Source organism: Chryseobacterium arthrosphaerae (assembly GCF_001684965.1).
GTDB classification, from domain to species: Bacteria; Bacteroidota; Bacteroidia; order Flavobacteriales; family Weeksellaceae; genus Chryseobacterium; species Chryseobacterium arthrosphaerae.
Genome location: NZ_MAYG01000001.1, coordinates 1,108,131 through 1,133,714, shown reverse-complemented (window position 1 = coordinate 1,133,714; position 25,584 = coordinate 1,108,131). Strand labels below are relative to the sequence as shown.

Here is a 25,584-nt window from a genome sequence, read left to right as displayed (position 1 = left end):
GTAAGTACTCCTATCTTAATTTTTAAACTTAATATAAGTTTTTACCTCTTTATAAACTTCCTTTTGTAGAGGGTAAACTGTAATTCGCATCCGACTGGTTCACTGCCATTTTAACCGCCTTGGCAAAAGCTTTGAAAATGGATTCTATCTTGTGATGCTCATTATCACCTTCCGCTTTGATATTCAGGTTTGATTTTGAAGAATCTGTAAAGGATTTGAAAAAGTGAAAGAACATTTCAGTAGGCATATCCCCGATTTTTTCTCTTCTGAACTCAGCATCCCAGACCAGCCACGGCCTTCCACCGAAGTCAATGGCCACCTGAGAAAGGCAATCATCCATCGGAAGGAGAAAACCATATCTTTCAATCCCTTTTTTCTTTCCTAATGCCTTTACAATAGCTTCACCCAGAACAATTCCCGTATCTTCTATGGTGTGGTGTTCGTCTACTGCAAGATCCCCATTGACTTTTATGGTAAGATCCATATTTCCATGCCTGGCGATCTGATCCAGCATGTGATCAAAAAAATGAAGTCCTGTTGAGATATCAGACTTTCCTTTACCATCAAGATTCACTTCAATTTCGATATCTGTTTCATTGGTCTTTCTGCTTATTCTGGCTGTCCGCATTCCTGATTTCAGGAACTGATAAATCTCTGCCCATGAAGTGGTGACCAAGCTCGCATCTGCATTAAAGTTTTTATTGAGAAAGACAGATTTAGTTCCCATATTTTTAGCCAGTTGTATATCGCTACCTCTATCACCAATTACATAGGAATTTTCCAGATCATAATTCCCGTAGATATATTTCCCCAGCATTCCGGTTCCCGGTTTCCGGGTTGGAAGATTTTCATGTTCAAAACTTTTGTCGATCAGAATGTCATTGAAGATAATTCCTTCATTTCTGAATGCTTCCAGCATCTTTTCATGGGGTGTAATAAAATCCTCAAACGGAAAACTTTCAGTTCCCAGACCATCCTGATTGGTTACCATCACAAGCTCATAATCAAGCTCATTGGCAATTCTGGAAAGGTTCTGAAACACTCCGGGGTAAAACTCAAGTTTTTCCAGAGAATCCACCTGAAAATCCATAGGCGGTTCAATGATCAGCGTGCCGTCCCGGTCTATAAAGAGTACTTTTTTCATAAAGATATAGTTTTCAACAGATTGATTAATTTTTCATTTTCCTGACGGCTTCCTACATTGATCCTGATGCATCCCGGGATCGCAGGATCTCTTCTGCTTGTCAGAATTTCGTTTTCCAGCATTTTTCCGTACACTTTTCCCACTTCCTTCATTTTAATTAAAAAGAAGTTGGCATCTGTAGGAAATACCTTGGTAATGCACTCCATTCCTTCCAGCTCTTGCTGCAGCCATGCTCTTTCTGCAAGAATAGTCTTTACATTTTCATTAAGCCGGTTCTCATCCAATATTTTCAGGATCAATTCCTGGCTCAATACATTAACGTTATAAGGTGCTTTTACGGTATTGACGAGCCTGATAATCTCTTCGGATGCATAAGCCATTCCTACCCTTGCCCCTGCAGTTCCCCACGCTTTTGAAAATGTCTGAAGAACGATCAGATTAGGATACTGATCCAGCAGTTCCAGGCTTGACTTCCTACCGGAAAACTCAATATAAGCCTCATCTACCACTACTATTCCATTAAAGTTCTGAAGATAGAATTCAATATCATCGATGCTGTTTCCTGTGGGATTATTGGGAGAGCATAAAAAGAAAACCTTTATAGATTCTTCTTTTACTTTATTCAGAAACTCATCTTTTACGATCTCAAAATTTTCATCCAGCTGAAGCTGTACAACCCTGTTTTCATTGATAGCCGCATAGAAACCGTACATCGCAAAGGAAGGATTCATCATTAAGATCGAATCTTTTTTAGGTTCACAAAAAATTTTAATAATCAGATCAATAAGCTCATCACTGCCGTTTCCGATGGCAATTTGCGACGGTGAAAGATTCTTAAGCTCTGCCAGACGGTTCTTAAGCTTTTTCTGGGTAGAATCCGGGTAACGGTTACACTCCCCAAAAGGACTTTCATTAGCATCCAGAAATACAGGCGCATTGAACTGGTTATGATCCCTAAAGCTGATATAAGGCTGTAATTTTAAAATATTTTCTCTTACTAAGCTCTTAATATTGATTGTTGTATTATTCATTGTATTGATTTTCATTCTTGATTGGTATAAATTCTTTAAGATGTCAGTTTGTGTTTTTGATCATCGCAAGGCAAAAAGATTAAGATAGTAAAGCTCTCGCAGATCACACAGATTTCGCAGATGTTTACGCTGAAATAGATCTGCTAAATTGCGAGCAATAAAAAAATAAGCGGCATCCTATTTTCTCTCTGATACAATTATTGCTTATTTTAAAACAGATTTTTCATTAATCTTTATGTCTTTTTGCTTCCAATTATAAAGATTTTAACCGTATTGATACTGCATTTTTGTGGGCAAGCAGTCCTTCTGCTTCTGCCATAACCTCTATTGTTTTTCCCAGGTTCTGAAGCCCTTCTTCTGAAAGATGCTGGAATGTAATTTTCTTTACAAAACTGTCCAGGGATACACCGCTGTAATTCTTTGCATAGGCATTGGTAGGAAGGGTGTGATTGGTCCCGCTGGCATAGTCTCCGGCACTTTCACAGGAATAGTTCCCGAGGAAAACCGATCCTGCATTCCGCACTTCAGGAATATATTTTTCAAAATCACCCAGGGCAAGGATAAGGTGTTCCGGTGCATACAGATTGCTGAATTCCACTGCTTCTTCAATAGAATTCATGACAATAAAAGAACTGTTTTCCAAAGCATTTCCGGCAAACTCACTTCTAGGTAAATCTTTTATTTGACGTTCAATAGCACCTATTGTCTCATCAAAAACTTTAAGATCTGTCGTGATAAAAACCACCTGACTGTCACTTCCGTGTTCTGCCTGAGAAAGAAGATCTGCGGCACAGAATTCAGGGACAGCCTGCTCATCTGCAATCACAAGGACCTCACTTGGACCTGCCGGCATATCAATGGCCACCCCGTAACGCTGGGCATATTCTTTAGCAGCCACTACAAACTGGTTACCCGGTCCAAAGATTTTGGACACTCCAGGAATACTTTCTGTTCCCAGGGTCATTGCTGCGATAGCCTGCGCTCCTCCGGTTTTAAATATTCCGGAAACCCCGCAAAGCTTTGCCGTATAGAGAATAGCCGGATTGATATTTCCGTTTTGATCCGGTGGCGTGCAGAGAACAATTTCTTTACAGCCAGCAAGATTGGCAGGAACGGCCAGCATCAGAACTGTGGAGAATAGAGGTGCCGTACCTCCCGGAATATAGATCCCTACCTTTTCTACAGCCCGGTTCTCTCTCCAGCAAACCACTCCTTTTGTGGTTTCAATTTTCTGGATCTCCTGCTTCTGAGAAGCGTGAAATTTTGAAATATTTTCTTTAGCCTGCCGGATAGCCTTTTTCAGGTCATCACTAATCAGATTTTCTGCGTTTTCAATTTCTTCTTCGGTCACTGAGATGCTTTGAGTGTCTGCTTTATCAAATTTTTTATTGAACTCTGTCAAAGCTTTATCTCCGTTTTTTTTAACTTCTGCAAATATTTCTGCAATAAGCTCTGAAATTTCCTTCTGCTCAAGAACAGGGCGCTTTACTAAGTCTTTCCAAGTGTCTTTTGTGGGATATCTGTATATTTTCATTCTATTACTTTTTAATTTTTGAACCATTAAACTGTTGGCTCATTTTTTTGATAAACGCAAAGGCGCAGGTTATTTGAATATTGTATTTTTTAAGGCGCAAAGGTTCTATCTCCGGTAAAATTGAATACTGTATCTTAATGATTAATTATATTTTCTAAATAACCATTTTATCTATGGGGATGATTAAAATATCCTGGGCTCCATTCTCTTTCAGTTCGTCAATGACTTCCCAGAAACGCTCTTCATCAATCACAGAATGAATACTGCTCCAGCCTTCTTCTGCGAGGGGAATTACCGTAGGACTTTTCAATACCGGAAGAACTTGCGATACTTTCTGTATTTTTTCATTGGGAACATTCATCAGGATGTATTTTGAGTTTTTTGCTTTTAAAACAGCCTGAATTCTGAACAGAAATTTCTGAAGAACAGCTTCCTTTTCAGGAGAGAGCTGTTGGGTCTGAGCAAGAACAGCCTCGGATTTCAGTAAAGTAACGGTTTCTCTTAATCCGTTTTTGAATAAAGTACTTCCTGAGCTTACAATATCACAGATCCCGTCTGCAAGGCCGATATTAGGTGCAATTTCCACAGATCCGGAAATGACGTGAATATCTGATGTAATTCCCTTTTTTTCCAGGAAATTTTTTAAAGTATTCGGGTAGGAAGTTGCTATTTTTTTACCCTGGAAGTAAGTGAGATCATCGGTTTCGATTTCTTTGGGAACAGCGATGGAAACACGGCATTTTGAAAAGCCAAGCTTCTCTACAATTCTGATGTCTTTCTGTTTTTCGATCAGAAGGTTTTCGCCCACAATGGCAACATCCACTACCCCGTCTTCAAGGTATTGCGGAATGTCGGAATTCCGGAGGTACATGATTTCCATCGGGAAATTGTCTACCGAAACTTTGAGCTGGTCTTTCCCGTTGTTGACAAAGATTCCGCAATCTTTGAGAAGCTGTAAAGATTCTTCGTAAAGCCGGCCGCTTTTCTGAATTGCAATTTTTAATTTACTCATTTCGTCTTGTATGAGTCTGAGTAAATAAAACTGATCTGATGAAATTTCTGAGGAGAATTCAGGAAACAAAAAAACCGTCTATTTACTCAGACGGTTTTTAATTATTTTTGATTTCAGCACAATCCTATATCAATCAATTCCGTCTAACAGATATGATGATGATAATGATGTAATGCTAAAAATATTGGCTTCATTGTATTGAATTATGATGCAAATGTAGGATTTATTTTTAAAATGCAAAGTTTTTTCAGATAATTTTTTGATAAAAATTCATTAATTCTCTGGCGATGGCCTCATCATTAAACTTCTGAACAAACTCAAAACCCTTTTCAGCACGGCGTTTTCTTTCGGATTCATTTTCCCATAAAAATTTAATCTTAGCCCTGATGTCAAGCTCATTATCAGGATTGATATAGACTGAATCTTTTCCACCCGCTTCGGGCAGGCAGCTTGTATTGCTCGTTACGACCACTGTATTGGAAAAAAGGGCTTCAATGACAGGTATCCCGAAACCTTCAAAGAAGCTGGGATACACCAATATATCAGCCAGTTTATAGATTGCAGCCAGCTCATCCATGGAAACTCCTTCCAGGAACAGCACCTGTTGCTGCATCTTGTTTTTCTTCAGGAAATTTTCTATTTTCCGATAGTATTTTGTCTTTCTCCCCACCACTACCAGTGGGATTCCGGTTCCGTTAATGGCTTTTACAATATTCAAAAGGTTTTTACGTTCTTCGATGGTTCCAACATTCAGAATGAATCTTTCGGGAAGGCTGAATTTCTCTCTGGTTTCCTGAATCATTTCCGGAGACTGCTGCTCTTTAAAAGCTTTGTGACAGCCCTGGTAAATGACTTCAATTTTATTTTCAGGGACTTTTAAAAATTCAATGATATCTCTTTTTGTCTGTTCTGAAATGGCAATGATCTTATCTGCTGTATCTGCCGCTTTTTTAAATTTCCAGAAATGGATCTTCCGGTCAAAAAAAGAATAATACTGCGGGTAACGTACAAAGATCAGATCATGAATGGTAACGACTTTTTTTATTGGCCTTTTGTCCCATTTCAAAGGGAGTTCACCGGATAAGCCATGAAAGATATCAGCGCCCTGCTTCTGGGCATCCTTTCCCATTTTAAACTGCCGGGAAAGGCTTCCTTTTGAAGTCTGTATAAATTTTACATCCGGCCGGTCCAGAATATCTTTTCCCCGCTCAGATCTGTTCTTATTGAGCAGCAGATATTCATTCTCCGGAAAGTACCGGGAAAGTATTCTTACAAGGTCTCTGGAATAGTTTCCCAGACCGGATGTGTTATGGAAAAAACGTTTGGCATCAAAAGCAATCTTCATCGTTGTATCTGTTTTTGAAATTCCTGAAATGTTCCGAATGTATGGCCTTTCTCTTTCAGCCAGCCTACAAACGAATCAAATCTTTCTACCATATCTTTTCCTGAGTTCTTTACTGTAAAACCAGGGAGTTTAAAGGCTTCGTCTTTGATCTCCGCAAATTCCCACGGATGGAAATAAATATTGAGATACTGATCTTTTTTCAGCGTATCAGAAGCCAGTTTTTTATAGACTGCCAGAGGAAAATTATGAAAGCTCAGCCAGAATAAAGGAATTCTGAAATGAGGAGATACCGATGCCGGCACCTGTGTTACATTCCCTTCCTTGAAATAGGTTCTGGATACTTTCAAATTATTATATCTTCCCGGTAAAAATGTAGGGTTGATGGAAGAATTGTATGAATATCCGGCTTTTTCAACCTCTTTTTCATCTACAGGCATCATTCTCGGCATTCTTAATCCGGTTACTTTTGTGGAAAATAATTCTTCCAGTTTTTCTCTCGATTCCTTCAGATGCCTTTCTTCAAACTCTGAATGAAACCATGTGTGAGAAGCCAGCTCATGGCCCTCCTCCAGTAATCTTGCAATAAGATGCTTACTGTTTTCTGCAAAAACTACCGTAGAGAAAAAGGTAGCTTTGGCGTTATGTTTTTTCAGGATATCGAGAATTCTTTCCAATCCTGTCTGTGAAATTGAAATCTGCTTTTCAAAGGGGATTTCCCCCTTATATTCTAACGGCATATCAAATTCTTCAATGTCAAAACTCAATAATACCATTCTAAAAATTTTTGTTTTTAATAATATAATTAGGTCTGTCTTTCACCTGTTTAAATATTTTGCCCAAATAAATTCCCATGATTCCCATAATGATCAGTTGCAGCCCCCCAAAGAAAACAATGGTCATGATCAATGATGCCCAACCTGAGATCTCGGTTTTTGCAATAAATGAATGGATAACATACGCCCCGTATCCAATTACAGAAAGAGCAGAGAATAAAAAGCCCAGATAAGCTGCCAGATACAGTGGTTTTACACTGAAAGCTGTAATTCCTGTAAAAGCGAAAGTAAACATTTTTTTAAGGTTGTAGCTGCTTTTTCCTGAAAGTCTTTCTGCAGCGGTGAAATCTATCCCTATCTGCCTGAAACCCATCCAGCTCGTCAGTCCCCTGAGGAACAGGTCGTCTTCATTAAAGTTTCTCATGACTTCTACGGCTTTTGCATCCAGTAATCTGAAATCTGAGCCTCCGCCTTTCGTTAAGTTAACATCCGATAAGCTTGATAAAAGTTTATAAAACAGGTCAGAGGTTTTTCTTTTAAAAAAGGAAATTTCCTTGGGATAGGTTCTGAAGGTAAAAACCACATCATATCCTTCTTCCCATTTTCTGATCATTTCAGGGATAATTTCCGGTGGATGCTGAAGGTCTCCATCCATAGAGATCACTGCATTTCCCTGAGCATTGTCCATTCCGGCCTTTACAGCAGGCTGATGTCCGAAATTCCTGGAAAATTCAATGAATTTAACTTCCTGATACCGATGGGAAAGCTCTTCAAGCTTTTGTTGTGTATTGTCTCTGCTGCCGTCATTTACAAATATGATTTCAAAGTCATAGCTGCTCAGACCATCAAAAACCTCTTTGATCTTCTGATGGATCATGGCAACATTTCCTTCTTCGTTATAGGCGGGAATTACAATTGAAATTTTCTTCATATGTACTAATTCAGGCTGTAATTTTTCTCAAAATCTTTTGTTAAAAGCTCATAAGCCACTCTCAACCAGATTACAATACAAGGTACTGCTTTTAATGAATATTTAATAATATAATTTTCTTTTACAAATTTTGGAAATAAATCTGACGTTGAAAAGCATGTAAAAATGATGACGAAAACCAGCAGTCCGATGATCAGCGGAGTTCTTTCTTTCTGAAGGAAAAACCATATCAGCACCCCTACCACCGCAATAATATAGGTAGGAGATTCTGAGCTGGAACTGAACAGTACCAGAAACAGTAGTGTTGAAGCCAGAATCATCAGTTGGAAAGCGTAATGTTTATACTGCTTAATCCTTACATAGGGTAAAGCAAACAACGGTAATCCGAATGCCAGAAATACAAGGTTGGAAATGGATGCATCCCCAAGGATCCTTCTTACAAATCCCATCAGGGAAATGTCCTGCATATTTCCAAGCACCTGATTTTCACTATTCTTTTCTACAATAGACTGAAACCAGTCTGTGTAACACTGGATGACAAATTTCGGGCTTGAATAGGCCATTGGAAGCACGAAAAACAAAATGGCAATTCCAATTCCTGAAAAAATAAATTTAGTTTTGTTTTTAATAAAGAAAAACTGGGTAAGCCCTACAATTCCGTAGATCTTCACGAATACTCCTATTAAAATTGCCGTAACCGATTTTACTTCTTTTCTTTCATAAATGTATACTGCAGATAACAGCAGAAGACCCGTCAGCGCCACATTGAACTGTAGACTTAAAGCTGCCGTAATGTATTCCTGAAGACAAAGCAGCCCGAAAACAGCTTTTTTTGCATCCGAAAACGGCAGTTTATAGACTCCGTAGATGAAGATAAAAGTATTGGCGATATTCCAGAGTGAAATTCCCAGCCAGTCAGGCATCATGGCAAACGGGGCAATCAGTGCACTGAAAAATACGCCGTAATGGTTTAAATCAAAATAAAGATCGGGATAATGGATGAATAAATTTTTCTGATGGATGGTATTAAAGAATACGTTTTTAAAAATCAGATAGTTATTGATCGCATAATCTCCTCTCAGATATTTGGAAATTGCTGTAACAACCGATATAATAAGATAAACCCCAAATATATATTTAGGGTTTAGCAATATTTTAAGAAATTTTTCTTTCAAGATTGGTGGTATTAGCTTAGAATATTAATCTTAAACAGCTACATTATTATCTCTCAATGCATCATTCAGAGATGTTTTCTTGTCTGTAGACTCTTTTCTCTGGCCAATGATCAATGCACAAGGAACCTGATATTCTCCGGCCGGATACTGTTTTGTATAGCTTCCAGGGATTACTACAGAACGTGCAGGAACTCTTCCTTTGATTTCCACAGGCTGATCTCCTGTCACATCAATAATTTTTGTGGATGCAGTTAAAACAACATTAGCTCCCAATACAGCTTCTTTTTCTACATGTACTCCTTCCACAACGATACATCTTGAACCGATGAAACAGTCATCTTCAATGATAACCGGTGCTGCCTGTAACGGCTCCAATACTCCACCGATACCTACACCACCACTCAGGTGAACGTTTTTACCGATCTGTGCACAGCTTCCTACTGTAGCCCATGTATCTACCATTGTTCCTGAATCTACGTATGCACCGATATTTACATAAGAAGGCATCATGATCACTCCTGGAGCAATATAAGCCCCTTCTCTCGCCACCGCATGAGGTACAACTCTTACTCCTTTTTCAGCATAATTTCTCTTTAAAGGCATCTTGTCATGAAATTCAAACGGACCTACTTCAATAGTTTCCATTTTCTGGATCGGGAAATACATTACTACGGCCTTTTTCACCCATTCATTTACCTGCCATCCGTTTTCAGTAGGCTCTGCTGTACGAAGTTCCCCTTTATCAACCAAAGAAATCACTTCTCTGATAGCCTTCTGGCTGTCTTCATTCTGCAATAAATCTCTGTTGTCCCAGATATTTTCAATAGTTTGTTGTAACGACATGTTTCTTATTTAAATTAGTTTGAAAAATTATACTGGCCAAAGATACAAAAAAGTTCAGCAAAATGATTTTTAACGTTATGCTTTTAATAAAGGCGTAGCATACGGTTCACCTTCATTTTATAAGCCTGATAGACCTCTCCGTGCTGTTTCAGCAGATGCTCTTCTTCAAGCCGGATCTGAATCTGCATCAAAACAGATCCAATAACAGCAAAAAAGAAAGCAATGGCAGTAGGAAAAGCTAAGAAAAAACCTGACAGGCTTACGCTCATTCCCAGAAAAACCGGATTTCTCGAAAACCTGAACAACCCGGTGGTAATGAGCTTTGTATTCACCTGATCATCAATACCAATCCTCCACGAGTCTTTCATCTGAAACTGTGCTATTACCACCCAGATAAATGCAAGAATCATCAGGATCGCGCCCGCATACTGAATGAATACAGTCTCCAGAAGCGTTATTTTAAAAGCTTTATCCATGGTTGCGGGAAACCATAAAAGCAGCAGGGTATATATAAAAAGAGCTGCCAGAACCAGCTTAAAATACCACCCGATCAAAGCATAAGCCGAGTCGTCTTTTGGTAAAACATTTGGATTTTTCCCGATTTTCTTAGCAACCGCTATACTGATTCCTAACAATGAGACTGTAAAGAATAAGATAAAGTAAATAGGGATAAAGAATCTGATGAAATCTGTCATGGTTAAATTTATTTATGGCAAATTTCAGCGGTTTTGCAGTGCAATCCTATTGCAATTTCTGACGAGGTAGTTTCCTAATCTCCTCAATAAGTTTTGCTAAAGCCCGTTTCTTTTTGAATTCAATATTATTAAAAAACAATAATTTGCATGTCCTAAATTAAACCATAGATTTAATATGTCCTTTTGTTTTTTTAAATTCAGTGAGGCTCATCTTATGTTGTTTTTTAAAGAACTTATTCAGGTGGCTTTCATCCGAAAATCCAAACTCGGTGACAATCTCATTAATCCTCATGTCACTGAACAGAAGCCTGTGTTCAATTAACCTCAATTTATAATTCAGGATATAATGGGTGATGGTTTCTCCACACTGGTTTTTGAAATAGCTGCCGAGATAGGTTTCCGAAAGCCCGAATTCCCCGGCAATCACAGACACTTTTAAAAGTGCCGGATCATGGATGTTTCCCTGAATATAATTAATAATATCCACAATTCTTTTATCTGTATTGGATGCTGTATGCTCAGCCCGCATTTTTGATATATTCCTTGCAGCGATCACTATCAATGCGTTCACATAATGCAGCGTCAACTCTTCCTGATAAAGATCCGGATGCTTCAGACCATGGAGCAGTGAAGTGACAATAGAGTCTACCAAAACAATATCGGGTTTATTCTGTAAAATACAGCCGGAAAGATAAGATGCACCATACAGCAAGCATCCTATCGAATTAATGTTATTCCATTTATAATCCTTTACATAGCGTTCACTGAACTTTACGAGTAACAGTTCGGTCTTTTGCTCAATTTCCAGGTGATGTTTATCATCAGGGGTCAGTAATATCAGGCTGCCTTTACCATATGACGCCATATTGTTATTGATTGTAAAGGAACCCCGCCCGGAAATTACATAAATGATCTGAAAAAAGGAGTATTGATTGCCTTTTAAAGGGCAATTTTCTGTGACATGATACTCTACCTTTACCAGTTGATCTATATTCTCTCTTTTCATGCGGTAAAAGTACTTATTTATCATTAAAATATACTGATTTTTTACAATTTTTCTGTTCAAATTTGCTACGTCAAAATTATTACAATCAATGAAAAGATCAATCTATGTACTGGCACTTGGGGCTTTCGGCATTATCACCACCGAATTCGGAGTTGTGGGTATTCTTCCTACCATCAGCAGACAGTTCGGCGTATCTATTGATACAGCAGGATGGTTATTGAGCGCTTTTGCCATTACCGTTGCCGTTTCTTCCCCTTTTATTACTTCGTTTACCAGTAAAATAAACCGTAAGTTCCTTTTATGCCTTGTGATGAGCATATTTGTACTTTCCAATCTTATATCGGCTTTTTCCACCAACTTTACCATGCTTATGATTGCCCGTGTATTGCCCGCGATACTGCATCCGCTGTTCTGGAATATTTCCATTGCCATTGCCTTCAAAGAAAAGGGTGCCAAAGGAGTATCTACCGTAATGCTTGGACTGAGCCTTGCCACGGTTCTCGGTATTCCGATGACGACCTATGCGGCTGATCTGTTTCATAATTGGAAGGCTTCCTTTTTCCTAAGCAGCGCCATCAGTTTAATTGCATTTATCGGGTTATTACTGTTTATTCCCTCCATGCCTGCAGAAAAGGAAAAACACGAACAGAACCAGTTCACTGTATTAAAAAATCCTCTTTTGTGGATCAACCTGATCTCAACCATCGGTACACTGGCAGCAATGTTCTCCAGCTATACCTATCTTACGGCTTATCTTGAAGAGATCACCAGGATGAATGGTGCCCAGATCAGCATTATGCTGCTTCTTTTCGGGGGAATGGGAACTCTTGGCAACTGGCTCATGGGGCTGGCTTTGAACAGGAATGTAAAGATCACAACAAGAGTATTCTTACTCCTGCTCATTACAGTACAGGTCCTGGCCTATTTCCTGGGTGGAATTTTTATTCCAATGATCATTATTGTATCTCTTTGGGGCATGATTCACACCGGCGGTTTTCTTGTGTGTAATATCCGGACTACCCAAACTATTCCTCATCATGCATTGGAATTTGTGAACAGCCTGCTTACCTCCTCCTTTAATATCGGAATTTCATTAGGAGCATTTCTTGGAGGAATTGTCAGTTCCTATTATGGTGTTGAGCATGTTCTTTCCGTGAGTGTTCTGCTCCTGGCTGCTACATTTTTCCTGAGCTTCTTTTCTTTTCCTGAAAAGATTACGGCTGATGAAGAAAATGAAGACAAAAAAGAACTTGCTATATCTGTTTGTGAACACATGTAGACCTTTATTATATTAAGAAAGCAACTCCACGAAAAATGGAGTTGCTTCTCATTAGGTTCCGGCTAAAGCCAATGGATTTAATTTTTCATATTAAACAGGCTAAAGCCCGATTCTATTGAATTGGCATTCAAAACAATATATCAGCTTATACTGAAAGAATTATTATTCAGATCATGATGTGTGACAGCTGTATTATCTTTCATCACAGATGACAAATTCCATGGTCTTTTGAATGTGTTTTCCTTTGATAATCCCTTCTGCGTATTTCCTGTTTCTTTCGCTATTGTATTTTGTCATATAGGCCTGGTTGATTTCAGCGGTAAGCTCATCAATATCTTCCGGGATCACTGCCTGTATATTGCAGGTCTCTTCGCCACATCTGATCTGCCCTTCAGGATTTTTCAAAAAAGCAGTATACCAGCTTCTTTCAGCCAGTCCCCAGGAACGTGCAAAAATTCTATTGCGGACGATAACCATCCATATTTCAAGAAAATCCGGTCTTTCTGCTCCGGCTTTTATCCCTATAAGGTTATGGGATTGGATATATGCATGTGCGCTGTCTTTGTTCATAGCTTCATTTTTTTTATAAAGCTAAGAGAATGGAAAATGAATAAAAACTTTTTTATATACATCAGCAGAAATCTGATGCGGATGTATGGTCTACTGATGCAGATGATTTTCAGAGCATCATCTTGTGGAGAACGTTCGTAAGGCATTCTTTATAGCTTTTGGCAAACGTGACTTTCAAATCACCGCATAGCAGTTGATTATCTTCAAAGGAATCAATATTGACCAGGTTGACAATATACGAATGGTGAACCCGCATAAATTCTTCCGGAAGACTTTCGATAAGATCTTTGAGGCTTTTATAATAAATGTATTTTTTATGGTCTGCAGTATGTATTTCTACATAGTTTCCCAGTCCTTTAATTACATTGATATCTTTAAAGAATAGTCTGACCAGCTTCTTATCTGTTTTAATGAAGGCAAATGTAGTATTCTTCATTGGCATCTGTTACAAAACCCGTTGAGCGTGAAGATAGGCTTTATTCCAGTATTTTTCATTGAGTGACGAGATAATAACCCCTTTGGAGGTTGAGGCATGAATGAATTTCACTTCTCCGTCAGGTCCGATATCATGAACGATCCCTACATGGGACACCCGGCTTCCTCCTGCTGTGGCAAAAAAGAGTAAATCTCCCGGCTTCACATCACTGATGTCTATATTTTTTCCTGTTTCCGCCTGATCAGAAGACCTTCTGGGAAGGGTAAAGGCATTTTCTTCAAAAACTTTTACGGTAAATCCTGAGCAATCGAATCCTGATGATGTATTTCCTCCGAATTTATAGGGAGTTCCAATATATTTTTCAGCGTCTTTCAATATATCATTGACCGATCTTGGTACTTTACCATCAAATTTTGAATCCAGTTTTCTGAGGTTTTCAGATTTGGTTACTGTTTTAGTTCCGGATTTCTTACCGGCAGAAGCATTTTTGGAAGAGCCGCAGGAAACCACCAAAGCAGAGGCAATCAGTAAAACAGACAGCTGCTTTATTCTCATTTTTTTCTGAAATAATCCCGTTCCCATATTCATCTGATTTATACTTGGTTAAGCAATTCCTGACAAATATACATTTTATATTTTAATTATACTATAACTATACTACAACTATATTATAAATATATGTTAAAATTTTGTTTTCAGGTATTTATTGGTATATTTGAGGCTAAGTTTGATAATATGGCAACTTATGAAAGTCTGATCAAGATCACAGGCGCTGTAGGCGACCTTGTATTCTATAACCTGAACGGGAAAAATGTGGTTCGGAAGAAAAGCGGGTTCAATAAAACTGCCTTTAAAAAGAATCCGTCTTATGAGAAGGTACGGCAAAACAGCTCGGAATTCGGACATTGCTCCAAAATAGGTAAAGCTATAAGGAAAAGTCTTGACCGTTATATAAAAAAAGCCGGTGATCCCCTACTCTATCAGAGGTTTGCAAAGCTGATGACTGAGATTAAAGACCTGGACCGGACTTCCGGAAGAGGTCAGCGAACGGTAGAAAATGGTTTAAAGACTGAGGAAGGAAAAAAGCTCCTGAAGACATTCCGGTTTGGAAATACGGAAAATATAAACGGCGGTGTTACCATTCAGGAACAAACATTATATGTGACCGGAAACTATAATACGGATAAAGCTGTAATCATAACGATAAAGCTGGACTCTGAAAACTACAGTACGGAATATAGAGAAGAAACAGTTTCTCTGGATCACCGGAAACCGGTTTTTGAAAAGCATTTCCAGGAAGAGGATTTTCTGCTTTATGTATTAGTCGTTGAGAATGAAAATGAAGAAATAACCCATATGGGATTCATATAAAAAAAGTCTGCATTGGGTAATGCAGACTTTTTATTTTATTTTTTCTCTCCTTTCCAGGATCCTGATTTTGCAGGAGTGGGAAGTGAATTGGCCCAGCTTCCGCTTCCTTTTTTATCCGTACCCAGTGTTCCTCTGAAATCACCTCCTGACGACGGAAAACCTACTTTTGCATTAAGATCTCCTGTCTCACTTAAATTTCCGGAAATACTATAGTTTTCATTATTAACATCAGAATGCATGGTTCCTACCACCTTACCATTGGTATCTACCACGAAGTTCCATACTCCTTTATCGCTCCCGTCATAGCTACCAGACCATGTTCCCACATAATCATAAATGGTATCATCATTAGAACTGCAGCCAATAAATAAAAACGCCGTTAATAAAAGTAAAAAAAGTTTCTTCATAGTTTCAGTAGTTTATATCCTAAAATTTTCTGGTTTCCTCTTCACCGTTCATTATGAATGCTGTAGAGAATAGACCTAATATGTATTATTTTTTGTTCCGTGCAAATCTACTAATTTTTTATTCAAATTATCTGAATTTTAATCAGGCTCCAATATGTTTATTAAAAAACAACATATTTCGGCTAAAATACAAATATTTTTCAAACAAAAAGAGGATACAACTATTTCAAGGTATTCCTACCCATAAAATACAAATAATGCAAAATTCACCACAATTAACACGTTATAATTTTAAAATTCATTTCATATTGCATTTAAAATATTTTTTTATTTCAATTTACAATATATTTCATAACTTAGTGAAAAAATAAACCTATTCAAATTTTAATATGAAAACAAAAACTTTCTTTTTGGCAGCAATTGCTTTGTATGGTGGCTTGGAAGCCCAGGTTGGGATTAACACAAATACTCCGACTCAAACTTTAGATGTGAATGGTCTGGTAAGAGTAAGAGGACTTGCAAATGCTGAAAAAAAAATTGTTGCAGCAGATGCACAGGGTGTTTTAACCCTTATTTCTCCTGAAGAAATCTTTGCTCCCAAAGCTGTATTGAATACTTCAACTTCTTCGGCTGAACAAAGATCCACCGTCTACGAAGGAAAATGCTTTCAGCCTGGTGACAATGCGTCATCCTGTACAGTTTCTATCAATCATTATACTTCCTGTGCCGGTTTTACCAACCCTGTAGACACCCAGATAATTGTGGGACAGGGTATCAATACCTCTAATGGTCAGTTTTTAGGAACATGGACAGCCCGTTATGTAGACAACAAAGGTTATAATACAGTGACGGCAATTGCCAATCAGACGGCACCGGATTATCCAAGAATCACTTATCCTGTTGATAATACGGTTAACTATCTGGGAAGCGGTAATTTTGGTGGGCAATGCAATACTGATCTTGTTACAACCATCAATCAGACCACCGGAAATATAAAAGTAGAGTCTGTAAAACGAAATATGTATGCACACCTTGTATACCTCATTAATATAGCGCGTTCCAGATCTTTATAATACTCAATATCTGATTTCAAGAAAGCAGCCATAATACCAATTGTGGCTGTTTTTGCTTTTACTCAATACAATTCTCTTTTTCAGGAAACCGGTAACTATCATCTCAAATTCCTCCCTATCTGCACTCATAATGAAATCCAGTTTCATATCGATGAACCGCCATGCCCTCCCCTTGACTGTACCTGTTTTCAGAATATTTTGATATGGGCTTCATATGATATTTTGTTTGACTATATTTGATTTAAATATGAAATATGAAAGTAGTTTTTGTGTCTGATGATTTCAAGGAAATTGATATTAACATTCCAGCGGTTGAATTTGAAACTGTACCGGTTGTTGGTGACTGGGTGAATATAGAATCATATATAGATGAAATGCAGTGGCAGGAAATTGAAAAGTATTTGTATTCCGTCAATAAACTGGCTTTTGGTTTGATTAACGGCCGAACATGGACCAGAGAAGCTAATGAAAATATACTCTATGTTCATTTAACGTTCAGTTCTCTTGATGAATAAATAGTCAAAAAACATCAATTATTGTTTTAAAAACGATCCTGTTCCTCATTTTTTTGTTCTCATCATCATTACCGAAAAAGAGGCCAACAGAAATAAGACTCCTGCCATCATAATGGCTGCTGCCGGATTGCCGCCCAGAATATATCTGTAAAAAGCTCCAAACGTCAGGGTCTGAATAAGCATCGGAATCACAATCATCATATTGATCACTCCCATATAAATTCCCCTTTTGTTTGCAGGAACAGATGGAGACACCATAGAATAAGGGAGGCCCATCATGGCAGCCCATCCAATTCCAAAAAGAACCATAGGCAGTAAAATCAGGTATTCGTTGGTAATGAATGGTAATACCAGCAATGATAATCCTGTACCTACCAGACAGAAAGCATATACATTTTTTGCAGAGTATTTCAGCGCAAACGGAATCAGAAGAAGTGCAGAGATCAGTGTAATAAAATTATAAAATCCATTCATAAGGCCGGTCTGCCCCACTGCTTTTTCTACCAGATTAAGTATATTTTTCGCCCACAAGAGATCATTCTGAGAAACAGCAAGTCCGTTTTTGGAAAGCTCAACCATCATGTTTGCCGTTTCTTCATCCGTTTCTGAAACATGATAAAGGGTCTGTTTGATCATCGGGGTAACAAACTGCCAATAACAGAACAGTGCATACCATTGAAACAGGTAAACCAATGCCAGCTGCCAGAGTATTTTCGGCATGTTCAGAATGGCCCTGGCAATATCGGTAAATGGCGTGAAGAGTGTATCGTTTTCTTTTTCAGCTTTTAGTTGAATAAGTTCTTCATCTGTAGGTGGTATTTCCGGTGTTTTATACACAGACCATACTACAGAAGCAATTGAACAGAATGAACCCAGGAAAAATGAATAATAGACCCATGCAGGAATTCCTCCTGCTTCCGTATTTCCTCCAAAATATTTCTGGAAAATAAAAAGAGAAAGATTAGCCAGTGTAATACCACCTCCTACGAAGAGACTCTGCATCTGAAAACCAAAAGTCTGCTGTTCTTCCGGAAGTTTATCTCCGATAAAAGCTCTGTAAGGCTCCATAGCCGTATTATTGGCAGCATCAAGGATCCAAAGAAGCCCCACCGCCATCCAGATGGAAGAACTGAACGGAAAAATAAATAACGCAAGGCTGCACAGTACAGCTCCCATCAGGAAAAAAGGTTTCCGGCGGCCCCATTTCACGCTCCATGTTTTATCACTTATTGCTCCTATCAGTGGCTGGATGAGCAATCCCGTAACAGGGCCTGCCAGGTTAAGGATAGGAAGCTGCTCTGCATGTGCTCCCAAAAAGGAATACAACGGGTTCACAGCTGTCTGCTGCAGTCCAAAGCTATACTGAATGCCGAAAAAACCGACATTCATATTCCATATCTGCCAAAAACTCAGTCTTGGTATTATTTTCTTATTCATAGCTCAGACTTTATGATATGATAATTCTTGTCCAGTATCAGATCTGCTTTTTCTTTCAACTGGCGGATGATTCCATGCTCAATCTGTAATACTCTTTCAATAAAATCACTCTGTACATCACGGTTTCTTTTCATCCTGTTTTCATAGGTATCTTTATAAGTACGGTCAATGAAAATACTGACATCAAAATCATCGATATCCAGCACATAAGTTCCTTCAACAATAAGAACCTGAATATCTTCTGCTTTAAGAACCTCTTCGGTGACAGAATTTTCAATATAATGAACAAGGGGTTTCGTGATGAAAGATTCTCCTTCTTTAAAGTTTTTTACTGTTTCCTGAATTTTATCCAGATATACTTCATGTACCCCAACATTTTTCAGGCTTTTCTGCCGGTTCTCGTGATTGCTTTTAGGCGGAAGCTTAAAATAATCATCCATCTGTATGACCAGGCTTTTTATCCCTTTTTCTTCCAAAACTTTTTTTAGGGCAAATGCGGTGACTGATTTTCCGCTGCCACTTTCCCCACAAATTCCTACCGACCATTTTTGAGGCTTCTGATGGGTTTCGCTGATTATTTTATAAATATTTTCAGCCGTCTCCAAATGCTTCTGCTCAAGATTTATGACATCTCCAATCATCTTTTAATCCGTTTTAAAAATATATAAATTGTATTGTAAACTGATCCGGGTCTCTACATCAGATCTTCATCAAAAGATACCCGGATGCTGAAAAACACAGAAACTCCGTTCCGGAAGGGATAAGCTGATCTGTAGAATAATATTCCCTGAAGTCAGCCCCTTTCTCTGCAAGAAGTTTCTCATATTGGTTGAGAATTTTTAATGGTATTTCATCATATCCCCTTTTCTTCAGCCCCAGACAAAGCCACCCAAGGTGGATGGGCCATGATCCGCCATTATGAAAATGATAAGGATGATTTTTAAATTGATAGCTGTAGTTATTTTCCAGCAAGTTCCAGTCAGCATCGTCAGGAAAAATAATGGGATAAAATACGGGCAGCATCCAATGCCCAGACTCTAGTTTTAATTCTTCCAGAAAACGAGTGAAGTCATTTAAATTCAGTTCCAGGCCTAAAAGAACAGCCAGAGCATTTCCCGCAAGGTCAAACCTTTCATCATACCCATTGGCATTCAATGATGCCCACAGATAAGGTTTTTCGCTGGCTTTTTGATAGGCGGACTCATGGTACCGGTCTGCCTTATCATTTTTTCTAAAATTATTTTCTATCAGCTCTTTTGTTGTTCCGGCAAGAGATTGCAGCTGCGCATCTTCATATACCTTTGCTGCAGTTCTGAATGCCCAGTAGCGGAGAACATTATCATATAAAACATAGCCTGAAGTAACATATTCATCTGCCCAGTTTCCTCCCAGCGGGCTGTAAAGTAAACCTCTCTGGTTGAATTCCCAGGTCTTCAAACAGGAAAATGCCTTATCTATTTTTTCTTTTAATTCTTTTTTTAAATCTTCATCTCCGGAATATAGGATGTATTCACAGGCTCCGATAATCCACCAGACCGTTGCATCCGTACGCCCTGCAAGTGTTCCGTAACTTACTTTTTCACCATCAACATTCGAAGGAATCTGACCATTTTCAGCCTGATGCTTTACGAGTGTTTGTATAGATTTTTTCAAGCCATCTGTAATTGTCCGGTTTTTGATTAAAATCCCGGTAATTCCTGTCATCATGGAATCTCTGGCCCATACCCTGGCATAATTATCCTTTCTTTCACAAGAGGCCAGAATCCCCTGCTCTGAAATGGATTGTTCTATAACCTGTAAAGCTTTCTGTGTAAACATAGTATTGAATCAATTGTTTTTATAAAAATCAGCGTAATGATTTCAGTGAGCTCACTATTATCCGGCTAGAAATCAAATTTCACACTTGCCCCTATTGTTCTTCCGGGCAGTGTTCTTGCCCTGACAATTCCATTGGTTCCCTGTAATGATCCTTCTTCCGCCTCAGTAATGGCAAGCGCATTGAATACATTATTAGCATTCACATTCAGAGTCAGGTTATTCAGAAGCCTGTATGAAATGTATGGATTTATAATGATATAACCGGACATGATCAGCTTATTGTTATCCTGGGTAAATGCTTTTGCAGATCCCACGGCAAAGAATCCCAAACTCAGCTTTTCTATATTGATATTAGGATTGAATGAATACATCAACCTCGGGGTTCTTCTTGGCATATTCCCTATTATTGAAGGATCAATTGCATTTTTAATTTCGGCATGAGTATAGGTAAGGCCTGCTTTGATATCAAAATTTTTATTGATCTTATAAAACCCGTCGAACTCAATTCCCCAGGACTGGTATTTATTTTCTGTTCTTAACTGTGTGGTTGCTTCGTAATTCGCTTCAATGGTTTTTGCGTAAAAGAAAGTTGTATTCAGAAAATAACTGGCTCCTCTCAATTTATAACCGGCTTCAAACTGGTTGAGTTTATTCACTTTTACAGCATCTAAAGCCGGGTCATCATTATTGGTATAATTGTAGCCGGCAAAAAGAATCCTGTCGGCTGAAGCACTTCCCCCCTGGCTTATTCTTGCAAACACCGCATGATGGGAGCTTAAAGTATAATTGGCTCCGAATGAGTACCCGAAAATACCATATTGATAATCCACAGGAACTGTTCCGTCTACCACAGCCACCGCAAGTTCGGGAGTTTCGATCATTCCGTTCTGATTTACATCTATAATGCGTGTTGTGTTTTTGGTTCCGGAAAAACTTCCCGATACATTTCCAAAATCATAACGGGCTCCCAGATCGAGGGTCAAGTTGGCAACCGGATTAATTTCTACCTGAGCGTGAGGTGCAATCACGGAATATTTCGTGTCATAATTTCTATTCACTCCTCCCCAATCCGGAACTCCGTAATGAAGCAGGCCGTTATCTGTAATTTTGGTTCCTGTATTGCTGATCACATCTACCAATCTTGCGTTATTATCTGAAACCTCCATCAAATAAGTATTCCAGTTCCAGGACAGGTTGATGTTTTGTGTACTGTTATAAACGCCGGCATTGAGTTTTACCTTACTCCATTTTTTACTGATGTTCAAATCACTGAAAAAGTTGTTCAGGTTATTCAGCTGGGTATTGAATAAAACTGTTTTCATATACTTTTTATCGTTATCTACGTCGGTGTTGGTTCCTGCATAGACCGCGCTTCCATATCCGGGAACCGATTCCAAAATTTCAGACTTGCTGCCCACTGCAGCTGGAAAAGGCGCTAAAAACTGTCCGTCATTTGCAGCATATCTTGCCCTGGCATCTAATTTCCATCCGGCACCCAGATCATAATTAAATTCCAAACCTGCCGTCCTGGATACTGAGTGCATCCCATCACGGATATCACTTTTAAGGATCTGTCCGTTTCCACCGAAAGTAAGGTCATTTTTAAAATGAGAAGACTGAAGGGCTCCGGTTAGGATATTATAATTGCTCAGAGAGCTGTAATCAGGGTTGGAATCTGAACCTGATACTGCAACCGGCATCGGCATATAAGCTGCAGTTCTGTCGTCAAGATATTTACCATAAATTCTGATACTTCCTTTTTCAAACTTCTTCAGTAAAGATATACGGAACTGTCCTCCGTTATTAGAGATATATCCTGCTTTTCTGGGACCGTCCCCACCCCTGTAAAAGCCGCCTACTCCAATATAAAAATCTTTTCCCAGCGGAGTTCCGTAGTCTACATCTGTTCTGAAGTTGTTATAATTCAAACCTACCTGCTGGGTAATGCTGCCTCCTTTCTTTTCTCCTGTTTTCGTAATAAAATTGATGATCCCTGCCGGGGAATTGGATGCAAAGACAGATGCAGATCCTCCTCTCAGGGCTTCAACCCTGGACACAAATGAATCAAATCTTGTAAACTGATCCTGCGTTCCAAAGGCAATATCTCCAAACTGCATGACAGGAAGGCCATCCTCCTGAATCAGCAGATATCTTGATCCTCCCGCAGAAACAGGAACTCCTCTTACCGTAATGTTCGAGTTTCCTTCACCTCCTGAAGATTCACTCCGGATCCCGGGGATCGTTCTGAAAATTTCAGCCGTAGTTCTTGGTGCGGCATTGATGATATCAGCCTGTTTTAACGTTGAAATTGAAGTACTTGTCCTGATGGAAGTTTTAGGATTGGAATTACCTGTAATAACAACTTCATCTATAACCTTGTTTCTGGCTGAAATCGTATCATGAACGGTCTCCTGAGAGAACATCAATGCAGCTGTATTGATCGTCCCTAAAATCAGCAATTTCTTTATCGACTGTGCTTCCATAGTATTTCTAATTTTTTGTTATGTCTCAAAAGTATTTTTTTTAGGGTCTCAAAAAAGAATTTTGAACAGGGTATGAACGCTATATTAATTTCAAACGATTGCGCAAACGGTTGCGGTGGATAAGTTTTTATGAAATTAACTTTTCTTTAACAAATTAAAGCTATTTATTTAACAAATATTAACAAAACATTTTGCTACAATTATTCTTAATTTCTCCCAATAATTAACATGAACTCTTACAATGAAAAGAATTACTATAAAAGATCTTGCGAAAATGCTCAACATTAGTACTTCAACGGTCTCCAGAGCATTGAAGGATCATCCTGATATAAGCAGTTCTGTTAAACGCAAAGTAAAGGAAGCAGCTGAAGCACTTAATTATGTTCCGAATGATTTTGCCATCAGTTTCAGGAAAAATTCTTCCAAGGTGATTGGTCTCATTGTTCCGGAAATCTCCATGTTCTTTTTACCGTCTATCATTAATGGAATTTCATCAGTTCTCAATAAAGAAGGATACCGGTTTTTCATCCTGTCTTCCAATGATTCCTATGAGACTGAAAAGGAACATATAGAAACCTGCATCAATTCCAGAGTAGATGGTGTTCTGATTTCATTAACAAATGAGACCAAAGATGCTGAACATCTGAAAAGACTGAAAGAAATGGAAATTCCCGTTATCATTTTCGATAAAACTGTTCCCCAGCATACTTTTGAATCTGTAATTTTTGACAATATAAAAACGGCTGAACAGTGTGCAGAAAAGCTCATGGATCAAAACTGCAACAATATACTGGCTATTTTTGGTGATGAAAACCTTGAAATCACCCAAAGCAGGCTCAGGTCTTTTGAAAACAGAATCAGACAGTCTCCGGCTGTACAACTGCACATTCTATTCTGCAAATCTGCTGATATGGTAAAACAGAAACTGGATATATTATTAGATGATCATTCATTTGATGGCTTTTTTGCAATGAGCGACGAAACATTAATGGGGCTTCACAGCTCATTAATCAAAAGAAATCTCAACAATACGAACAAAAAAGTGGTTGCTATAAGTGAAGGCACCCTTCCAAAATATCTTGATGAAACGTATGAATATCAAATCAATGACGGGTACAGAATGGGAACATTTGCTGCAACAAAACTAATGGAGGCGATCAGGAAATCAACGCCTGATCTTTCGGAGAAACCTGATAGCTGTTATTATTTATAATTTTACGTCTAAAAGCTTTTTTTATTTTATCTGGCTTCTGTTTTTATTAACAAGTTCCAGGTCTTTGATTATTAATTTGTTATGCAATAAGAAAGCAGCTTTTCCCCATAATGATTATATTTTCATTTAATATAATTGAATAAAAAGCTATAAAATATTTGGAAATATCATTTAAATACTTACTTTTGTACCGCTTTAAATAAAACGGGGGATTGGCGCAGTTGGCTAGCGCGTTTGACTGGCAGTCAAAAGGTCACGGGTTCGAATCCCGTATTCTCCACTACAGCTAAGCCCTTCCCACAAGGGCTTTTTTGGGATTCATACTTTTTGGAAGCGTATTAATCAGTAACAAAATTAATACGTATGAAAAACCTCAATTTCGGATGCAAGAGATCCGATTTCCTAGTGACCAGCTCAAAAGATGATTGGTTTATTCCATGTCGCTTTTACGAACCAGATCGGGAAAAACCATTTACCTACCGGCGAAGACTAAACAGGTTTAAGGATGAAAAAGAACAGAAGCAAATCGAAAAGCTGCTATTAAAGCAGATGACTACCCTACTCGACGAGAAAGATTATAATCCCAGAACTAAGCAATTCGTGTTTATGGAGGAAGAATTGAATCCCAATCTTTCATTGACCGAAGCATTAGAGAGAAAAACCTACACTCCGGAACATGTAAAAGTTGTTGAGTCGGCTTTGAATCGATTTAAACTGAATCTGACTAAACTGGAATTGGATTTCCTAAAAATCAAAGATGTTGAGCTCATCCATATAAAAAAGGTATTGGAAGCATGCAGTTTGTCAAATTACAGCTACAATCAGTACAAGAAAATGCTATCGTCGCTCTTCACTGATCTTGTTGATGAATCATGCAATTGTTCAGGAATTTGGAAAGAATGGCAGATATGACGCTCCGGGATGTAATGGAAGCGTCTCACCTGGTAGAATTATCGAAGTCAATATCTCTTACTTTGGATCAGTTCTGCCAGATAATCGGAAAGCCTAGAAGACGTGTTTACTCCTTAATCGACAACAAACTTTTACCTGAAGAATTGATTATAGGAGGCTATGAAAATAGAAAGCAGAAAACTAAATTAATGTTCCACACTCATAAGGTAATTGAGTGGCTTAAAAAATAAAAGATATGTTATCGGGAAAAGCAAAAACAGATTTTGAACAATGGCTGAAAGACGAAATTATTTTTCATCCTGAAGGCGGATTCGATAAACTGGCTGACAAGTTTCAGGACACTTTAATAATTGAATGGCTAGACTCAATAAACATATTTCTTATTCCATGGAAAGGAATATGTAGTATATATCCGTGGCAATACAAAATAAATGAGAACATTTACTGTGGAATACCTAACCGATTTGAAACAAGGCAACAAGCATTAGAAAAAGGGATTAGCCGTGCAATCGAAATTTATAATATGTGATGAAGAAATGCAGCTACTTCCCAACGGTAAAAAGAATTTGAAACCAAGAACT

27 protein-coding genes and 1 tRNA gene are annotated in these 25,584 nt (G+C 38.4%); 9 read left to right on the top strand and 19 right to left on the bottom strand.

The window, feature by feature from the left end:
• Positions 1-49 precede the first annotated feature (49 nt).
• From hisB to BBI00_RS05000, 11 genes are all read right to left on the bottom strand, one after another.
• Complete coding sequence (gene hisB, locus BBI00_RS05050; RefSeq protein WP_065397745.1) at positions 50-1,144, bottom strand: bifunctional histidinol-phosphatase/imidazoleglycerol-phosphate dehydratase HisB; 1,095 nt, start codon at positions 1,142-1,144, stop codon at positions 50-52.
• On the bottom strand, positions 1,141-2,175 hold the full coding sequence (gene hisC, locus BBI00_RS05045) for a histidinol-phosphate transaminase (RefSeq protein ID WP_083988526.1): 1,035 nt from the start codon (positions 2,173-2,175) through the stop codon (positions 1,141-1,143). Before hisC ends, hisB begins: the two co-directional genes overlap by 4 nt.
• A gap of 253 nt (positions 2,176-2,428) precedes the next feature.
• Positions 2,429-3,709, bottom strand: coding sequence for a histidinol dehydrogenase (hisD, locus tag BBI00_RS05040; protein WP_065399621.1), 1,281 nt, complete (start codon positions 3,707-3,709; stop codon positions 2,429-2,431).
• A gap of 154 nt (positions 3,710-3,863) precedes the next feature.
• Complete coding sequence (gene hisG, locus BBI00_RS05035; protein WP_065397744.1) at positions 3,864-4,721, bottom strand: ATP phosphoribosyltransferase; 858 nt, start codon at positions 4,719-4,721, stop codon at positions 3,864-3,866.
• A 247-nt stretch (positions 4,722-4,968) separates the two neighbouring features.
• Positions 4,969-6,066, bottom strand: a complete 1,098-nt coding sequence (locus tag BBI00_RS05030) for a glycosyltransferase family 4 protein (protein WP_065397743.1) — start codon at positions 6,064-6,066, stop codon at positions 4,969-4,971.
• Positions 6,063-6,839 (bottom strand): polysaccharide deacetylase family protein, encoded by a 777-nt coding sequence (locus BBI00_RS05025; protein WP_065397742.1) that lies wholly within the window; start codon positions 6,837-6,839, stop codon positions 6,063-6,065. Before BBI00_RS05025 ends, BBI00_RS05030 begins: the two co-directional genes overlap by 4 nt.
• A gap of 1 nt (position 6,840) precedes the next feature.
• Positions 6,841-7,770 carry a glycosyltransferase family 2 protein gene (locus BBI00_RS05020; protein WP_065397741.1) on the bottom strand — a complete coding sequence of 310 codons (930 nt, stop codon included), beginning with the start codon at positions 7,768-7,770 and terminating at the stop codon, positions 6,841-6,843.
• A gap of 5 nt (positions 7,771-7,775) precedes the next feature.
• Positions 7,776-8,945: a glycosyltransferase family 87 protein gene (locus BBI00_RS05015; protein ID WP_065397740.1), complete on the bottom strand. Its 1,170-nt coding sequence runs from the start codon at positions 8,943-8,945 to the stop codon at positions 7,776-7,778.
• Between the two features lie 30 nt (positions 8,946-8,975).
• Positions 8,976-9,788: a 2,3,4,5-tetrahydropyridine-2,6-dicarboxylate N-succinyltransferase gene (locus BBI00_RS05010; protein ID WP_065397739.1), complete on the bottom strand. Its 813-nt coding sequence runs from the start codon at positions 9,786-9,788 to the stop codon at positions 8,976-8,978.
• An 83-nt stretch (positions 9,789-9,871) separates the two neighbouring features.
• A complete protein-coding gene (locus BBI00_RS05005) occupies positions 9,872-10,483 on the bottom strand; it encodes a methyltransferase family protein (RefSeq protein WP_065397738.1) in 612 nt (203 codons plus the stop codon).
• 157 nt (positions 10,484-10,640) lie between these two features.
• Positions 10,641-11,489: an AraC family transcriptional regulator gene (locus BBI00_RS05000; RefSeq protein ID WP_065399620.1), complete on the bottom strand. Its 849-nt coding sequence runs from the start codon at positions 11,487-11,489 to the stop codon at positions 10,641-10,643.
• An 88-nt stretch (positions 11,490-11,577) separates the two neighbouring features.
• On the opposite strand from BBI00_RS05000, the gene BBI00_RS04995 reads away from it, so the two are divergent.
• Positions 11,578-12,768, top strand: a complete 1,191-nt coding sequence (locus BBI00_RS04995) for an MFS transporter (RefSeq protein WP_065397737.1) — start codon at positions 11,578-11,580, stop codon at positions 12,766-12,768.
• Between the two features lie 192 nt (positions 12,769-12,960).
• Here the strand turns inward: BBI00_RS04995 and BBI00_RS04990 are convergent, their stop codons facing one another.
• The 3 genes from BBI00_RS04990 to BBI00_RS04980 form a co-directional block, all read right to left on the bottom strand.
• Positions 12,961-13,338 (bottom strand): DUF2255 family protein, encoded by a 378-nt coding sequence (locus BBI00_RS04990; RefSeq protein ID WP_065397736.1) that lies wholly within the window; start codon positions 13,336-13,338, stop codon positions 12,961-12,963.
• Between the two features lie 109 nt (positions 13,339-13,447).
• Positions 13,448-13,774, bottom strand: coding sequence for a LytR/AlgR family response regulator transcription factor (locus BBI00_RS04985; protein ID WP_065397735.1), 327 nt, complete (start codon positions 13,772-13,774; stop codon positions 13,448-13,450).
• Positions 13,775-13,783: 9 nt separating this feature from the next.
• Complete coding sequence (locus BBI00_RS04980) at positions 13,784-14,329, bottom strand: C40 family peptidase (RefSeq protein WP_394363630.1); 546 nt, start codon at positions 14,327-14,329, stop codon at positions 13,784-13,786.
• A gap of 180 nt (positions 14,330-14,509) precedes the next feature.
• On the opposite strand from BBI00_RS04980, the gene BBI00_RS04975 reads away from it, so the two are divergent.
• A complete protein-coding gene (locus BBI00_RS04975) occupies positions 14,510-15,145 on the top strand; it encodes a hypothetical protein (protein WP_065397734.1) in 636 nt (211 codons plus the stop codon).
• Between the two features lie 35 nt (positions 15,146-15,180).
• On the opposite strand, the gene BBI00_RS04970 is transcribed toward BBI00_RS04975, so the two are convergent.
• Positions 15,181-15,552: a hypothetical protein gene (locus BBI00_RS04970; RefSeq protein WP_065397733.1), complete on the bottom strand. Its 372-nt coding sequence runs from the start codon at positions 15,550-15,552 to the stop codon at positions 15,181-15,183.
• A gap of 389 nt (positions 15,553-15,941) precedes the next feature.
• On the opposite strand from BBI00_RS04970, the gene BBI00_RS04965 reads away from it, so the two are divergent.
• Positions 15,942-16,625: a hypothetical protein gene (locus BBI00_RS04965; RefSeq protein ID WP_065397732.1), complete on the top strand. Its 684-nt coding sequence runs from the start codon at positions 15,942-15,944 to the stop codon at positions 16,623-16,625.
• A 254-nt stretch (positions 16,626-16,879) separates the two neighbouring features.
• A complete protein-coding gene (locus BBI00_RS04960; protein ID WP_065397731.1) occupies positions 16,880-17,140 on the top strand; it encodes a hypothetical protein in 261 nt (86 codons plus the stop codon).
• A 45-nt stretch (positions 17,141-17,185) separates the two neighbouring features.
• Here the strand turns inward: BBI00_RS04960 and BBI00_RS04955 are convergent, their stop codons facing one another.
• The 4 genes from BBI00_RS04955 to BBI00_RS04940 form a co-directional block, all read right to left on the bottom strand.
• Positions 17,186-18,577 (bottom strand): MFS transporter, encoded by a 1,392-nt coding sequence (locus BBI00_RS04955; protein WP_065397730.1) that lies wholly within the window; start codon positions 18,575-18,577, stop codon positions 17,186-17,188.
• A complete protein-coding gene (locus tag BBI00_RS04950; RefSeq protein ID WP_065397729.1) occupies positions 18,574-19,218 on the bottom strand; it encodes a uridine kinase family protein in 645 nt (214 codons plus the stop codon). The genes BBI00_RS04955 and BBI00_RS04950 overlap by 4 nt, the downstream gene beginning before the upstream one ends.
• Before the next feature lie 58 nt (positions 19,219-19,276).
• On the bottom strand, positions 19,277-20,395 hold the full coding sequence (locus BBI00_RS04945; protein ID WP_065397728.1) for an amylo-alpha-1,6-glucosidase: 1,119 nt from the start codon (positions 20,393-20,395) through the stop codon (positions 19,277-19,279).
• A gap of 65 nt (positions 20,396-20,460) precedes the next feature.
• Entirely contained in the window at positions 20,461-22,878 is a 2,418-nt protein-coding gene (locus BBI00_RS04940; RefSeq protein WP_065397727.1) for a TonB-dependent receptor, read from the bottom strand.
• Positions 22,879-23,119: 241 nt separating this feature from the next.
• Between BBI00_RS04940 and BBI00_RS04935 the strand changes: the two genes are divergently transcribed.
• From BBI00_RS04935 to BBI00_RS04915, 5 genes are all read left to right on the top strand, one after another.
• Positions 23,120-24,091 carry a LacI family DNA-binding transcriptional regulator gene (locus tag BBI00_RS04935; protein ID WP_065397726.1) on the top strand — a complete coding sequence of 324 codons (972 nt, stop codon included), beginning with the start codon at positions 23,120-23,122 and terminating at the stop codon, positions 24,089-24,091.
• A gap of 206 nt (positions 24,092-24,297) precedes the next feature.
• Positions 24,298-24,371, top strand: a tRNA-Ala gene (locus BBI00_RS04930).
• A gap of 83 nt (positions 24,372-24,454) precedes the next feature.
• Positions 24,455-25,003: a hypothetical protein gene (locus BBI00_RS04925; protein ID WP_065397725.1), complete on the top strand. Its 549-nt coding sequence runs from the start codon at positions 24,455-24,457 to the stop codon at positions 25,001-25,003.
• Positions 24,991-25,233, top strand: a complete 243-nt coding sequence (locus BBI00_RS04920) for a hypothetical protein (protein WP_083988425.1) — start codon at positions 24,991-24,993, stop codon at positions 25,231-25,233. Before BBI00_RS04925 ends, BBI00_RS04920 begins: the two co-directional genes overlap by 13 nt.
• Positions 25,234-25,238: 5 nt before the next feature.
• Positions 25,239-25,532, top strand: a complete 294-nt coding sequence (locus BBI00_RS04915; protein WP_065397723.1) for a hypothetical protein — start codon at positions 25,239-25,241, stop codon at positions 25,530-25,532.
• Positions 25,533-25,584: the final 52 nt, after the last annotated feature.